Origin of the sequence: uncultured Desulfosarcina sp., from assembly GCF_963664155.2 — a bacterium.
Lineage (GTDB): Bacteria > Desulfobacterota > Desulfobacteria > Desulfobacterales > Desulfosarcinaceae > Desulfosarcina.
Window position 1 is genome coordinate 94,345 of the sequence record NZ_CAXXXH010000002.1, and the last position, 14,646, is coordinate 108,990.

Annotated in this window: 11 protein-coding genes; 5 read left to right on the top strand and 6 right to left on the bottom strand. The window is 58.3% G+C overall.

Features of this window, described 5'->3' with window-relative positions; translation table 11 throughout:
• Positions 1-282 precede the first annotated feature (282 nt).
• Positions 283-1,560, bottom strand: coding sequence for an MFS transporter (locus ACHZBS_RS24645; protein ID WP_319409198.1), 1,278 nt, complete (start codon positions 1,558-1,560; stop codon positions 283-285).
• A 266-nt stretch (positions 1,561-1,826) separates the two neighbouring features.
• On the opposite strand from ACHZBS_RS24645, the gene ACHZBS_RS24650 reads away from it, so the two are divergent.
• The 3 genes from ACHZBS_RS24650 (at position 1,827) to ACHZBS_RS24660 (ending at position 4,617) form a co-directional block, all read left to right on the top strand.
• Positions 1,827-2,579: a FadR/GntR family transcriptional regulator gene (locus ACHZBS_RS24650; protein WP_319409199.1), complete on the top strand. Its 753-nt coding sequence runs from the start codon at positions 1,827-1,829 to the stop codon at positions 2,577-2,579.
• 64 nt (positions 2,580-2,643) lie between these two features.
• Positions 2,644-4,098, top strand: a complete 1,455-nt coding sequence (locus ACHZBS_RS24655; RefSeq protein ID WP_319409200.1) for a CoA-acylating methylmalonate-semialdehyde dehydrogenase — start codon at positions 2,644-2,646, stop codon at positions 4,096-4,098.
• Positions 4,099-4,182: 84 nt separating this feature from the next.
• Positions 4,183-4,617 (top strand): hypothetical protein, encoded by a 435-nt coding sequence (locus ACHZBS_RS24660; RefSeq protein WP_319409201.1) that lies wholly within the window; start codon positions 4,183-4,185, stop codon positions 4,615-4,617.
• 131 nt (positions 4,618-4,748) lie between these two features.
• On the opposite strand, the gene ACHZBS_RS24665 is transcribed toward ACHZBS_RS24660, so the two are convergent.
• Positions 4,749-5,609 carry a DUF1989 domain-containing protein gene (locus ACHZBS_RS24665; RefSeq protein WP_319409202.1) on the bottom strand — a complete coding sequence of 287 codons (861 nt, stop codon included), beginning with the start codon at positions 5,607-5,609 and terminating at the stop codon, positions 4,749-4,751.
• Between the two features lie 208 nt (positions 5,610-5,817).
• A complete protein-coding gene (locus ACHZBS_RS24670; RefSeq protein WP_319409203.1) occupies positions 5,818-7,350 on the bottom strand; it encodes an NTP transferase domain-containing protein in 1,533 nt (510 codons plus the stop codon).
• 261 nt (positions 7,351-7,611) lie between these two features.
• On the opposite strand from ACHZBS_RS24670, the gene ACHZBS_RS24675 reads away from it, so the two are divergent.
• Positions 7,612-8,811 (top strand): MFS transporter, encoded by a 1,200-nt coding sequence (locus tag ACHZBS_RS24675; RefSeq protein WP_319409204.1) that lies wholly within the window; start codon positions 7,612-7,614, stop codon positions 8,809-8,811.
• 199 nt (positions 8,812-9,010) lie between these two features.
• Here ACHZBS_RS24675 and ACHZBS_RS24680 read toward each other — a convergent pair whose 3' ends face one another.
• Complete coding sequence (locus tag ACHZBS_RS24680; protein ID WP_319409205.1) at positions 9,011-9,250, bottom strand: acyl carrier protein; 240 nt, start codon at positions 9,248-9,250, stop codon at positions 9,011-9,013.
• Positions 9,251-9,317: 67 nt separating this feature from the next.
• Entirely contained in the window at positions 9,318-12,011 is a 2,694-nt protein-coding gene (locus ACHZBS_RS24685) for a bifunctional acetate--CoA ligase family protein/GNAT family N-acetyltransferase (protein WP_319409206.1), read from the bottom strand.
• A gap of 312 nt (positions 12,012-12,323) precedes the next feature.
• On the opposite strand from ACHZBS_RS24685, the gene ACHZBS_RS24690 reads away from it, so the two are divergent.
• Entirely contained in the window at positions 12,324-12,593 is a 270-nt protein-coding gene (locus tag ACHZBS_RS24690; protein WP_319409207.1) for a hypothetical protein, read from the top strand.
• A 218-nt stretch (positions 12,594-12,811) separates the two neighbouring features.
• On the opposite strand, the gene ACHZBS_RS24695 is transcribed toward ACHZBS_RS24690, so the two are convergent.
• Entirely contained in the window at positions 12,812-14,377 is a 1,566-nt protein-coding gene (locus tag ACHZBS_RS24695) for a 2-isopropylmalate synthase (RefSeq protein WP_319410196.1), read from the bottom strand.
• Positions 14,378-14,646: the final 269 nt, after the last annotated feature.

The following is a 14,646-nucleotide window of genomic DNA, read 5'->3' on the forward strand; positions in this document are numbered from 1 at the left end:
ATAATCTGTCAAGGTTTTGACGAAGAATATAAACATCCTGAGGAGCCAAAGGGAGGCCCCAACACGAGACGCCGTTTATCCTCGTGTTGGGGCGTAGGAGGAGAGAGTATGGCTGAATGAATGGAGGTATTAAAAACATACTCTGCCTCACATTTATACAAACATTGTGCCAAATTTAAAGCATGGGAAAATGAAGCACCCGTATCGGTCTCCCCCCATTCGATTTACCTTGAACCGCGTTCGCGAGCGAATTGGAAATCGATTTTCATCCTCACGGGGCATTCAGTCGCCGCTTACGGGTTTGGCTTTGATGAGAAGCGACAGCACCAGGCAGATCCCCGCGCCTGCCAGGCAGACGCTGAATGCGCCTTTAAATCCGGACAGCGAATACAGATCGCCGATGCGTCCGGCATGGTCGATGATTTTTCCGGTCAGCACCTGGAAGGCGGCGACACCCAGAAAGGGTGCCGGATTGAGAATGCCGGAGGTCAGTCCCAGGCGCTCGGCGGGTGTGGTCTCCCGGATGATTCCCCAGATGATGCTGATGAACCCGCCGACGACAACGCCCATTACGAAAAAGACCGCTGCGAACCCCGCGATACCCAACCGGTCGAAAACCAGGAGAATGACCAGCCAGCAAAGGGTGTAGACCGCTATGATGGCGGTCAGTGTTTTGCTTTTGTTCAGGGAAAAGCGATTTGGCAGCCAGCCGAAAAATGGCGCCCCGATGATTACGCCGATGGGGATCAGCATGTTCAGCTTGCTGGCCAGGATGCGTTCGACGTCCAGCACGGCCATTAAAAAGGGCGTTGCCCATAACCCCTGGAGGGTTACTGCCGTGCCGTAGAATCCGAAGAAGATCGTGGCCACGAGCCAGAACTGAAAGGAAGAAATGATCGTGACCGTGTTTTGTGCCAGTCCCGGCGATGGCGGGTCGGGCGCATCGGGACTACCTGCATCCGCTCTCTTCGATCCGGGAGAATCGCGGGTGACGGCCAGCATCAGGATGGCCATCCCCAAGGTGACGCCGCCGATGAGGAAAAAGGTGGGACGCCATCCCCAGGTGCCGGCCGCCCATGCCAGGGGCGTGGTGGCCACCACCGCACCGAAGTTGCCCACGGACATGAGCAGTCCCACCATGGTGGCGAACTCTTTTTCCCTGAACCATTGAGACAGGGCCTTAACCGTCGGCACGTAAACCCCGCCCACCCCGAAGCCGATCAGTGCGCGGCCCAGCGATGCCCACCCGATGGACGGTGCCATGCCGAAGATGAAACATCCGGCGGCGGCCGTCATACTCCAGTAGGCAATCACCCGCCGGGGGCCGATGCGGTCCGCCAGATATCCCACGATGGGCTGATTCAGGGCGTAGATGTAAAAATACATGGACGACATGAATCCCAGGGCCGTGGCATTGGTGTTGAACGCCGCCAGCAGGTCCGATACAATCACCGACGTGGAGACCCGGTGGAAATAGACGAAGAAATAGATCAGGCAGATGACGGAAAAGACCACCCAGCGGTGGGGGTCACGATCGGCAGCCGGTGAGGATGGGGGCATAAGGATCAACTCTCTCCAATGGGACGATTGACAGCCGTTGCGCTGCTTTTTTGTGGCAGCGATAGCCGATGACAGGCCGCCAGCAATAACACAGGCGTGTTTTGATGTACATTGTGAAAATGATCGGCGCGATGCTCTCACGGGTATTGACGAATATTTAAATATTATGATATTTTAATATTTCTTTTTCCAGATGCTTCCGCGTCTGGGGACGCATCGACCGGGTGGCGTGAAGGTCGTTCTTTACACCTAAAAGGCGTGTTCGCATGTTTGAAACCGCTCGTCGGAGCAAGACCACGGAAGTCATCATCGGCCAGATCCGCACCGCCATTCTCGAGGGGCGGTTGACGCCCGGCGACCGGCTGCCGTCTGAAAAACAGCTGGGCGAACAGTTTCAGGTGAGCAAGCAGACCCTGCGAGAGTCCATGCGCGCCCTGGAACACATGGGGCTCATCGACGTGCGCAAAGGCGTCGGCGGCGGGGCCTTCATCGTGGAAGTGGACGAACAGGTGGCGGCCCAGAACCTGGCCAACTATCTCTACTTCAAGAACTTGACGATTGAGAACCTTTCCGAGTTCCGTCGCATCATGGAGCCCTATGCCGCCGCACGGGCCGCCGAACGGATATCGCCATCGGACCTGGAAACACTGCAACAGGTGAACGACTCGACCCGGGAAAACCTCAAGAATAAAAAATGGGATCAGGTGAGCCGGGACGAGATCGCTTTTCACCGTCTTATCGCCAGGCAGACCGGCAACCCCATCCTGATCCTGATGCTGGACTTTGTCGAGACCCTGCTGGAGGATTTCAAAAAAATTCTCAAACCCGATGCGGCCTTTATGGAATCCGTTCTGCTGGCCCATGAGGCCATCCATGCGGCCGTTGCCAGTGGCAACGCGCAAATGGCATCCCAGCAGATGCTGGGCCACGTCATCGATGTGGAGGTCTATCTTTCCCGTTTGAAAAAGAGCGGGGCCGGCAGGAAGTTGTGGGAAAATTGCCTGCAGATGACAGAATGAAAACCCTTGATTCCTTGGAGCCTCGAATCCTTGGACCCTTACTCAAATTAAGGAGCTTGCAGCCATGTCTTTACCCTTGATGAAAAACTACATTGACGGAGAGTGGGTGGAATCCGATTCGACAACGATCGGGGATGTGTATAACCCGGCCAAAGGAGAGAAAATCGCCACCGTGGCCTACGGGACGGCGGCCGATGTGGATCGGGCCGTCAACGCCGCCCGGGAAGCCTTTCCCTCCTGGCGGGAAACACCGCCGTTGAGCCGCGCAAGGTATCTCTTCCGACTCAAAGACGCATTTGAGGAGAATTTCGAGGAGATCGCCGAAGTGCTCACCACCGAACACGGCAAGGCCATCGACGAAGCCCGGGGAGAAGTGCGTCGAATGATCGAAAACGTGGAACACGCCACCGGCGTGACCACGCTCATGAGCGGTTATACCCTGGAGGACATCGCCAAGAACATCGACTGCTACGGCCATCGGCAGCCCATGGGTGTCTTCGGCTGCATCGCCCCCTACAACTTCCCGGCCATGGTGCCGTGGTGGTTTCTGCCTTATGCCGTGGTCACCGGCAACACCTTTGTGTTCAAACCGTCGGAGCAGGTGCCCATGACCCAGACCAAGATCATGGAAATTGTCGACGACGTGGGCTTTCCCGAAGGCGTGATCAACATGGTCCACGGATCGCGGGACGTGGTCAACGCCATGCTGGAGCATCCGGATATCGAAGGCATCAGTTTCGTCGGCTCTACCCCCACGGCCCGGCACATCTATCGTAAATGCGGGGAGACGGGCAAGCGGGTCCAGTCCCTGGGCGGGGCCAAGAACATCGTCGCCGTCATGCCCGACGCGGACCTGGCCAAGGGGATGCCGTCGCTGCTCACCTCCTTTTTTGGCTGCACGGGCCAGCGCTGTCTTTCCGGTTCGGTGCTGGTGCCGGTGGGAGACATCGCCGACCGTCTGGTGGAGCAGTTCACCACCGCCGCCAAAACCGTCAGCGTGGGCGACGGCCTGGACGAGCAGACCTTCATGGGGCCGCTGATCAGCGCCGCTCACCGTGAGCGCGTGCTGGGGTACATCGAAAAGGGCGTTGCCGAAGGCGCCGACCTGGTGCTGGACGGTCGAGGAGTAACGGTAGACGGCTACCCCGATGGTTTTTTCGTGGGACCCACCGTCTTCGATAACGTCACCCCCGACATGACCATCGCCAGAGAGGAGATCTTCGGACCGGTGGTGAGCATCGTCCGTGCAGCAGATATGGATGCGGTGGTGAATCTGATCAACACCCGTGGTTTTGCTAACGCCGCCTGTATCTACACCGACAGCGGCGCGGCGGCCAGGGAATTCAAATACCGGGTCAAGCCGGCCATGATCGGCGTCAACATCGGGATTGCGGCGCCCATGAGCTTCTTTCCCTTCGGCGGTGCCGGCAACTCCATGTTCGGCGACATCAAGGGCCACGGCCAGGAGAGTTTTCTCTTCTATACGGATATGAAGGTTGTCATCGAGCGGTGGTATTAGGAGACAGGTGGATAGGCTGAAGGGGGTTAGACTGAAGGCAACCTTCGGCCTTCAATGTTCACAGACTAATTTTCGGAGAGAATTATGCCCTTGACCAATTTTGGCGCGATACTGAACTTCGCCGAAAAGGTGGAGCAGGATGATATGGACTTTTACCGCAAGGCGTCGTCCACCGCCGCGGCGGAGTCTCACCGGTTATTGTTCGAGATGTTTGCCAGGGAGGGTAAGAAAAATATCTCTCTGGTTCGGCGTACCCGGCGGGAGAATGTCACGGAGATGATCCTGGAGCCGATCCGGGGTTTCGTTCGGGACAGCTATCGGCAATCGGCGGCGGATGCGCAAGGTATGGACCTCGCAGCCATTCTCGCGGCAGCCGTTTCTTTGGAAAACCGGGCGATTCGCTATTACACCGACGCAGCAGAGAAGATCCGCGCATTGCCCGAGGTTTCACGGGCGTTGAAAACCCTGGCCAAAAAACGCACCCATCGACTCGGCCAGGTCGAGACTCTTTCCGATTGATCATTTGCCCTGACGCGGATGAAGTATCTGGCATTCGCATCAATTTTTGAAGGGTCGCTGTCAAATCTGGTGGCTTTTCTTGGCTGGAATTTTTTATCTTCAGATATTAATGGGGATGGACCGACACGTCCTCACATTCCGTGAGTGCGCGGATAAGCTGACGGCGCGGGGGGTACCCATCCTGCCAGCGCCTTTGGATCGGGTTTATAAACCTCGATCTTAAGCGGATAACAGGCCGCCGTATCGCTGGAATGCTCCGTGCCGCAATCGCCGCCGGGGCAGGCCGACAACGCGCCCAACAGGCTGATTTCGGAGAAAAATTCAATGTAATCGCCGGGACGCACAGGGCTGGCCTTCATAAAATACTGATGCGTGTCATGGGTGAACCCCGTGCACATGAAGACGTTGAGCACATCATGCACATATGCCTCGGCCTGATGCACCGGCAGCCCGGTCTCGGCGGCCAGGGCGCGGGTCAGGTTCGAATGGCAGCAATGGTGATAGTCCCGGCCGCTGAGCAGCCGGCTGGTATAGGGGTCGCAGCGGGTGCCGATCACGTCATGCACACTGCCGCCGTCCGCATCGAAGCCATACCAGTCGAGGGTGTCATGGGTGATCGTCGCCATCGGCCTCATATAGGGAAAACCGCTCCACATCCGGTCACCGGTACTCAGGTGGGTGCCATGCAGCGCGCGGGTCTTGCCGCTGTAAAACCGTTCCGACAGGTTATCCTCCGCCCAGAGATTCAGATCGCCTACCTGTGGGCCGTCCATGCTGATGATCCTGAAAAAATTCCCTGCAGGGACGCGAAAGGTTCTGGCATCGCGCGGCGGCACGATCACCTCCTCCGTCAATTTCATCTGTCGGCGTGCGGCGGCGAAGGCGGCCATATCCGGCAAAGGGAGGGTGTCGACCGGGTAGCAGATCACGGGTTGGATTGCCCGGCGGGTATCGGCATCAGCTGGAGCCTGGCTTTGGGGGGTGCGCTTCATCGTTGACCTTCCGGCAAGGGGCGTTGCCATTATGGGTGGTTAAGGCCGATAACGGGAAAACAGACACGATGCTCCTTTTTTAAGGGTACCCTACCAACCCCAAATGAATATCGGCCAGGTGTCATACGAACGGAGCCTCGAAGAGTTATCCCGGATTCTGTATCAGATAATGTTTTTTTGCACGAGCCATTTTTCAGATGGCTTATAGCTAGCGCCGTTCATTCTTTCCGTCCCTCGTCTCCTGTGGCTTCTGAGGCAGTCCGCTGACGTTCGGGAGGCAGAAGGAAAACTCGCTCTGGAACCCACACGTCCTGCACCGATAATTCACGACAACGGACCGGCACTTCAGTGAATCGCGGATATCGGACTCGCGGTCCAGCCGGCCGCCGCACGAACACGAACCGGGTACCACGAGGATGCAGACGATCCCGGCGATGTCCTCCTCGATGATGTTGAATTCGCCCAGTCCGAGTTCTTTCCATTCTTCCAGAAGTCCGGTGTAAAACGTACGCGTCCTGATCTTTCGCTTCCGGGCGAGGGACCGACCGGTCTCCGTCTTCAGGGTGTCCGGCGCGTGATGGGCATAGGTCAGCTCGATACTGGTCCGAATCATCACGTCATCATCCAGAAATTGCCGCCGAAGCGCTTTTTTGGCGAAAAACTGGACCACCCCGATGTTGCCCAGCTTGTCGAGACAATCCGCATCGTACACTGCCCGACCGATGTTACTGGTCGCCTTGCCTTCCAGGTAAGTGGAAAGGATGGCGTCGCCGATGATCGGGAGCCATTTTTCGTAGACGGTGCCGGAAAGGATCCGCTGCGCAAACCGAACTGCATTTTCCTCTTCCGGGGTGTCGTCTTCGTGATAGCTTCCGTGGGCGAACTTGCCGATGTCATGCAGCAGTCCCGCGAGCAGGGCCGGTTCTTCCTCCCAGCCCTCTGTTTTGGCGATGTGATGGGCGATGCGGGCGACCCTGGAACTGTGGGACCAGATGCTGGAAAACGTTTCCGGTGTGGATTTGTCCTGAAACGCGGTCTCCTGCTCGATCAATGTCCGACGAATCTCCTGCAGCACCCCGGGCACAATGGACGCGAGTATATTCGAGCCGGGCGTCTCATTTAGCGTCCTGCTTCCCTGTTCGAGCCAACGGCGATAGTCGCGCATCGTGTTGATGTTCGTGAAGGCGCGGTCAACCCGTTCCGCCAGGCCCTTTTTTGCGAACCACGCTTTGTCGAGGCGAAGGGTCGTGCAGCGCGGTACCAGCATTTCGATCTTGAAGATGGCGGCATCGAGGTTGTCCCGGATTGCCGGCAGGCACTGCCGGCGATAGAAGGCGTGCAGGAATTCCGGCCTTTCCCTCGGGCAGGGAAACACGATGTCGAATGCTCCGAGTTCGCGGAATTGGGAACGGATGATCTGCTCGTCCAGAAAGGGCATGTCCGCTGCGCACACAAAGGCGACCTCGTGTTTTATCCCGCGAAGCCCGCTGTAGATTCCCATCAGGGGGCCACAACCCTGACGTTCGTCCCGTACCACCGGCAGACGCAGGAATTCATACTTTGCCGGCGTATTGGTGACGAGAAGAACTTCTTCGAAAAGGGGACGGACCACCTGGACCGTCCGTTCGATGATCGCACGGTTATTGATTTCAAGCAGTGGCTTGTCCGGCGTCAGTCGTCTGCCTTTTCCCCCGGCCAGGATCAGGCAGGCGGCCGGGATCTTCTTCGAATTGGATCCCATCAACTCAATCCTCATGAAAGGGTGACGCAAAAATTGCAACTTTATACGAACCCGCCGACCTTCGGGTTACATCCAAAACGCTACCTTATAGGCACAAAGCTGATTTTCTGACAATTCATTCAACTTATGGCCCAAAAGCGGAGAGGCCTGCAGCTTGTTATTGGCAGGCGGTTGAACAACTATTGCGCTTGGCCAAATGCTGCCATCATGGTAAGCACGGTGAGGCGGTAGCACCGATTCGCCGTCGATCAAGGAGTCCGCATGCCGGTAAAAAGCCCCCGACCCTTCATCCTGATTGCCTGCGCCTGCGCCGTTTTCTGGCCGGGTGCCTATATTTTCGGCCTTCCCGGCGTTCTGCGTCAGCATTGGCAGAAGGTATTCGATGCCGACGGCGGGACGATAGGCGGGGCGGTCTTTTTCATTCTCACCGGTGCCACCTGCTTCATGTACCTGTGCGGGCGCTTGCAGGAGAAATACGGTCCGGGAAGATTGGCTGCTTTGGGGTCCGTGATGTGCGGCGGCAGCTCCATCTGGCTGAGTCAGGCCGACAAAATGACCGATACCTACATCTGGGCGTTTGCCGTCGGGGCCTCCTCGGCCTTCGTATACCTTCCCGGGCTGACGGTGGTCCAGCGCTGGTATCCAGAAAGACGCGGTCTGGTTGCGGGGTTTTTCAATATGGCCTTCGGCTTGTCGGCGGCGGTCATGTCCCCGGTTTTTTCGATCCTAATGTCGAAATGGGGTTACGAAGCGTTGACCCTGACCGCCGGCTGTGCAGCGCTGACCATCGGCCTGACCGCTTCGGCCCTGATCCGGTTTCCGGAGAACGATCGGTCGACGCCGGCATCTGCCGCGAGCTTTGTGCCCGATGGACGTTCGGTGAAGGAAGCCCTGAAAAGCAGGGAGTTCTGGTGCCTCTGGCTCACCTGGGTGTTTGCCGGCGCCGCCGGGGCCAGCATGCTTGTCCTGGCCACCGGCTTCGGGCTGGCCCGCGGCCTGAGTCTCGCGCATGCCGTCGTCCTGCTCACGGCGTTCAACCTGACCAATGGCTGCGGCCGGTTGATCAGCGGTTATTTCTCGGACAGGATCGGTCGATCCCGCATCATGGCCATGAGCTTTGCCGGCGCCGGTTTGGCCTATCTGATTATGCCCCATATGGTGGGCATGTGGCTGTGGGCCGCATTGGCGGCGGTCATCGGTTTTGCCTTCGGGACCCTGTTTGCGGTCTCCGGCCCGCTGGCCGGCGACTGTTTCGGCATGGCGCACTTCGGAGCCATCTTCGGCCTTGTTTTTACCGCCTACGGTTTTGTGTCCGGGCCGCTTGGCCCCTGGCTGAGCGGGCACATCCTGGATGTCACCCGGGGCAACTATACGTTGGTCTTTTCCTACCTGGGTCTGATGTATATAGCGGCGGCAGGGCTGATCCTGCTGGTTCAGCCGTGGCGGGAATGCCGCCTGTGACGCCCTTACCCCCGGACGAACGAAGGCGGCGTCACCGCGTCCCCGCCCCGGTGGGCAGAGGGACAAGGGGAGGGGATTCGTTATTTCGTTTTAGGGGATTTCCTGAGCATAACCGAAGACAGCCAGACCCTGGCCCGATCTGCAGGGCTCAAGCATAAATAGTCGACCCGTGAATCGCAGACCGGCGTGATCGACAAACTTATGAATCCCCGAGATAAGTGCGGCAGCCATGGAGGCTGGACAGCCTGGGATAGTCCAACTCCGAAATCCTGCCGCCCGTTTCCTTCTCCAGCTTGAGAATGAAATTCAAAAAATCGACGGAATCAAATTCGAATTGATCCCGGAATAACCGATGGGATTCAAGGCTATCCAAAGGGGCCTCGGGGGCAATCTGCCTGAGCAGATCCAGTACGATCCGGTCAATATCTTCATCTCGCATGGTCGTTCCTTTTTCTGACAGCTAATGAACCGTTGATTCATATCCCCAAAACACTACGGTGCAGGCATCAGAGCTGCAATGAGACGATAGCGCTCCCCGGATCGTCGGGATCGTTGCGGCGCTTGAAGCCCAGGGCCTTGCATAAGGCCAGCATGGATCGGTTTTCATTCAGCACCTCGCCAAAGAGCTGGCTGATGCCCAAGCCGCGCGCATAGTCGATAATGCGCCGCATCAGCATGGGCCCCAGGCCGAGGCCGGTTTTCCCGCTGCGTAGCATAATCGCGAACTCGGCTTTTTCGTTGTCCGGGTCGGCGCTGATACGGACGACGCCATGCAGATCGGGGCCCTGCCGGACGTCGCCGCTGGTCAATACCAGGGCCATTTCACGGTCGTAGTCAATCTGTGTCAGGCGGGCGGCCATGGCCTTGGGCAGCAGTTTCATGGGATGCAGGAACCGAAGGCGGATATCCTCGGGAGACAGACTGGTGAAAAAACGCTGAAAAGCCGGTTCATCTTCGGGACGGATGGGCCTGAGCAGCAGGGTCTGCCCGTCGGGCAGACTGATGTTCTGCTCCAGTTCCGTCGGGTAGGGGCAGATTGCCAGACGCCGGCCGGCCGGTCCGTCAGCCGGCTGAACCCGCAGCCGAGCGTCCAGGGCCAGTACGCCCTGCGGATCGCAGAGCAGCGGGTTGACGTCCAACTCCACGATTTCGGAAAAGTCGCAGATCAGTTGGGAAACCTTTACCAGGGTCGCGGCGATGTCCGTCTGGTCGGCACCCGGAACGCCCCGGTAGCCATCCAGCAGGCGACGAATTCGCGTTCCGGCGATCATCTCCCGTGCCAGATTCATGTTGAGCGGCGGAAGGGCCAGGGATCGGTCCATAATGACCTCGGTAGCCGTGCCGCCATGACCGAAGAGCAGCACCGGCCCAAACTGGGGATCGACACTCATGCCTACGATCAGTTCCTGAGCGTGGGGTCTCTGAATCATGGGTTGGACGCTGAATTTCAGCGAACCAGGCTCAACCGGCGCCTGTTGAAAATGTTCGCGCATCCAGGCTGCCCGCTCCCTTACGGCTCCGGCCGTTTCCAGGTTTAGGGCCACGCCGCCGGCATCTGATTTATGCAGGATGGCGGTGGAAAGAATCTTCAGCACCACCGGCCCGGCCATTTCCGATGCCAGCTGAGCGGCTGCTTCAGGGGTGTCGGCGGCAACCGTCGGTACCACCGGAATATGATAGGCAGCCAGAACCGCCTTGGCCTCGGTTTCCAGCAACCAATTGCGCTGCTGTGCCAGTACCGTTTCGATGATTTGTCGCACAGCCTGGCGGTCCGGCGAAAACGCTTCGGGAATGTTCGGAGGCACCTCCATGAGCATGGCCTGGCTGTGCCGGTAACGCACCATCTGCATAAAACCCCGAACGGCCTTGGTCGGGGTTTCATAGCTGGGAATTCCCCGCTCGCGAAACATCTGCCGGGCCGCCTCGGCCGGTCCATCGCCGATCCAGCCGCTCAGCAATCCACATTGTCGGGATTGCTGGGGCCGCTGTCTGATCGTTTCCAGAACCGCCTGGGCGGCCTCCGTGCCTGAAGCGATTGCAGTCGGGCAGTTCATCACCAGCACGGCGTCCACGCCCGGGTCGTCCATGATCGCATTCAGCGCGTCGGTATAGCGCTGCGGCGAGGCATCGCCGATGATATCCACCGGATTGCCGTGGGACCAGGTCGGCGGCAAAACCGCATTCAAACGATCCATGGTGGACTCCGAAAGCCTGGCTAGGTTTCCTTTCTTGTAGATCAATGTGTCGGTGGCCATGACGCCGATGCCGCCGCCGTTGGTCAAAATGGCCAACCGATCCCCGGTTACCGGCTGCAGCATTCCCAGGGTGGAGACCGCGTCGAAGAGGGCTTCCAGATCGTTGACGCGCAGAATACCCGCCCGGATGAAGGCTGCCTCGTAGACGGCGTCGCTGCCGGCCATGGCACCGGTATGGGAGGCCGCCGCCGCGGCACTTTCACCGTAGCGGCCGGCCTTGACCACGATGACCGGCTTGATGCGCGCCGCCGCGCGGGCTGCCGACATGAACTTGCGCGCATGGGTGATGGACTCGACATAGAGTAAAATGGCACGCGTGTTTCCATCGGCGGCGAGGTAGTCCAGCATGTCCCCGAAGTCAACGTCGGCCATGTCGCCCAGCGAGACCAGGTGCGAAAAGCCGATCCTCCGGTGGGTCGCCCAGTCCACCACGGTAGCCAGCAGGGCGCCGGATTGGGCCACGAAAGCCAGTCGGCCCGGCAGGGGTTGGATGTGGATGAAGCTGGCGTTGAGATCCACCCGCGGCAGCATCAGGCCGAAACAGTTCGGTCCGACGATCCGCAACAGGTGGGGGCGCGCCGCTTCCAGCATGGCATTGCACAATTCCTGGCCCCGGGTGCTGCCCTCCTCGCCGAAACCGGCGGTTATCACGACCGCCGCCCGCGTGCCGCGGGCACCCAACTGGGAGATCAATTCCGGAACCGACTCCGGCGCGGTGGCGATTACGGCCAGATCAGGCGCTTTGGGCAGGCTGGCGACGTCCGCAAAGCAGGGATGGCCGTCGATGGTGGTATGCCTGGGATTGACCAGGTAGACGTCACCCTGAAAACCGGCGGCGTAGATATTGCGCACGGCGACCGCGCCGACGGTAAACGGTTTGGTACTGGCGCCGATAAGGGCCACCGAGGAAGGATTGAAAAGCGGTTTAAGATTGCGCACGCTCATGGGGAATTCCTCATTTTTTACGGGTTCGTAAAGAAGCCGATATTTTCGTTACACTCGATCCTACGCTACCGCGAACTGCACCACGTATCTTGCCTACCTCATTTCCGGACGGACACACCCTGACTATTTGAGCCATAACCGCAATAGCCGTGCCATGCCTCAGGAATTAAAATATGTTGACAATTAAATAAGTTAAACCGGCTATCGGCCGGATCGATTTCAGCGGCGTGTAAAAATATCCGGCACATTGTAAAACAGATTGCGCCATACCATGACCATTGCGTTTAATGGTTGAGGTTGGGGCTCGAAGACTTGGCGATTGGTGACATTGAACCGTTGCAAGAATATTTGGATTTACTGGACGAAGATTATTGGGAAATGTCAGACCATCCACTTTTCAAACGGGCGGCATTCATTCTTGAAGAAATGCGCAGCAAGCTGTGGTGCCTACGCGCGTCGGTTTGCCGGATGATTGATGAAAACGGCGGGCCGAAGGGGTATAGCTCCCATGGGGTGATCTTGGCTGTCGATTACAGAATAGGTAGCCCAAGGGGGTACGGACCTTATCTGTGCAGTATTTGACAGCGTTATTCTACCGACTGGAGAGCCGTGTGCGGGAGAACCGCACGCACGGGTCGGAGGTCGGGGAGGGTGAGAACCCTTCCCGACCCCTATTGCAGCACTGTAAATCTGAGAGTAAAACGCACCTGTGAACATAAGGGCTAACGGGGGACAAAGCTTTATGAATCCCTCAATTTTTATTCACTTCGTCTTCCGACCTCCGTGATCAGCCCTCCAACCTACAGCATCTGCGACGCCTTAACCGGGTGGGCCTTCAAATACTCCAACCGGTTCAACCCGTTGATGTAGGCCTTGGCGCTGGCGGTGATGATGTCCGGATCGGAGCCGCGGCCCAGGGCCATCAAGCCGTTTTCGCGCAGACGTACGGTCACCTCGCCCTGGGCATCGGTGCCGCCGGTCAGGGCGCTGACGGTAAAGCGCAGCAGTTCGGCTTTGGCGTCGGTCAACTGGGCGATGGTGTTGTAGGCCGAATCGATGGGGCCGTTGCCGTAGTTGGCACCCTGAACGCTGCGGCCGTTGATGGAAAGCCTCACGCTGGCCATGGGCAGGACCGTGGTGCCGCAAGTGACATGCAGGTATTCCAGTGAGAAGACTTCGGCGGATCTGAGCACGCCTTCGGTGACCAGGGCTTCCAGGTCTTCGTCCATGACGTGTTTCTTCTTGTCGGCCAGGGTCTTGAACTGTTTGAAGACCGTTTTCAGCTCCTCTTCGGACAGGTCGTAACCCAGGTTCTTAAGATGGGTATACAGGGCATGGCGGCCCGAATGCTTGCCCAGGACCAGCTGGTTACGGCTCAGGCCTATGGTTTCCGGCTTCATGATCTCATAGGTCATGGGGTTTTTGAGCATGCCGTCCTGGTGAATGCCCGCTTCGTGGGCAAAGGCATTGGCGCCCACCACGGCCTTGTTGGGCTGGACCATGATGCCGGTGATCATGCTGGCCAGGCGGCTGGTGGAGTAGATGTGCTCGGTTTGTATGCCGGTGTCGAAGGGCATGAGGTTCCGGCGGGTGTGCAGGGCCATGACCACCTCTTCCAGCGAGGTGTTGCCCGCTCGCTCGCCGATGCCGTTGATGGTCACTTCGGCTTGACGCGCCCCGGCATTGATGGCGGCGATGGTGTTGGCCGTGGCCAGGCCCAGGTCGTTGTGGCAGTGGACGCTCAAGGTGGCCTTGTGCATGTTCGGGGTGTTGGTCATGACATACTTGACCATTTCTTCGAACTCTTGGGGGATGGCGTAGCCCACCGTGTCGGGAAGGTTGACTGTGGTAGCCCCGGCTTCGATGGCCGCCCCGAAAACCTTGCACAGGTAATCCCGGTCGCTGCGGGAGCCGTCTTCGGCGGAAAACTCCACGTTGTCGGTGAGACTCCTGGCATACTTGACCGCCTCTACCGCCGCGTTGAGCACTTCCTTCCGGGACATTTTCAACTTGTAGTCCAGATGAATGTCCGAAGTGGCGATGAAAGTGTGAATGCGGGGTGTTGCGGCATGTTGGATGGCACCCCAGGCCTGGTCGATGTCGCTCTTGTTGGCACGTGCCAGGCCGGCAACCTCGGTGCGCTTCAGGCGTTTGGCGATTTCCGAAACCGCTTGGAAATCTCCTTCGGAGGCGGCAGGAAAGCCCGCTTCGAGGATGTCCACCCCCAGTTTTTCGAATTGGACGGCCAGCCGCATTTTTTCATTGGTATTCATGCTGGCGCCTGGACTCTGTTCGCCGTCTCTCAGGGTAGTGTCGAATATTTTAACACGCTCGGTCATTGCTTTACTCCTTTGATTCGCATGTATTTTTTGGGAAAGAAACTGTCGGATCGGGGTAGGAGCGGCTTCCAGCCGCGATATGATGCGATGAACGAACTCATTATCGCGGCTGGAAGCCGCTCCTACGGTTCACAAGAAGCTGACGCTTGAACCTTCCAATACAGAGGCAAGTCCGAGCATGGGCCGCGGAATGGGCCGAATGGCCGTTCCCGCGGCGTTGATACCTTCCTTGGCAGGATTCATGGTACTTAGATTCCTATAACAATAGGGTTGATTTCTGTTTTCCGGTTCTCGGC

Coding starts and splice junctions, on each gene's coding strand:
- ACHZBS_RS24665 (WP_319409202.1), bottom strand. CDS start 5,609: ATGAAGCGCACCCCCCAAAGCCAGGCTCCAGCTGATGCCGATACCCGC.
- ACHZBS_RS24675 (WP_319409204.1), top strand. CDS start 7,612: ATGCCGGTAAAAAGCCCCCGACCCTTCATCCTGATTGCCTGCGCCTGC.
- ACHZBS_RS24655 (WP_319409200.1), top strand. CDS start 2,644: ATGTCTTTACCCTTGATGAAAAACTACATTGACGGAGAGTGGGTGGAA.
- ACHZBS_RS24660 (WP_319409201.1), top strand. CDS start 4,183: ATGCCCTTGACCAATTTTGGCGCGATACTGAACTTCGCCGAAAAGGTG.
- ACHZBS_RS24680 (WP_319409205.1), bottom strand. CDS start 9,250: ATGCGAGATGAAGATATTGACCGGATCGTACTGGATCTGCTCAGGCAG.
- ACHZBS_RS24650 (WP_319409199.1), top strand. CDS start 1,827: ATGTTTGAAACCGCTCGTCGGAGCAAGACCACGGAAGTCATCATCGGC.
- ACHZBS_RS24685 (WP_319409206.1), bottom strand. CDS start 12,011: ATGAGCGTGCGCAATCTTAAACCGCTTTTCAATCCTTCCTCGGTGGCC.
- ACHZBS_RS24645 (WP_319409198.1), bottom strand. CDS start 1,560: ATGCCCCCATCCTCACCGGCTGCCGATCGTGACCCCCACCGCTGGGTG.
- ACHZBS_RS24670 (WP_319409203.1), bottom strand. CDS start 7,350: ATGGGATCCAATTCGAAGAAGATCCCGGCCGCCTGCCTGATCCTGGCC.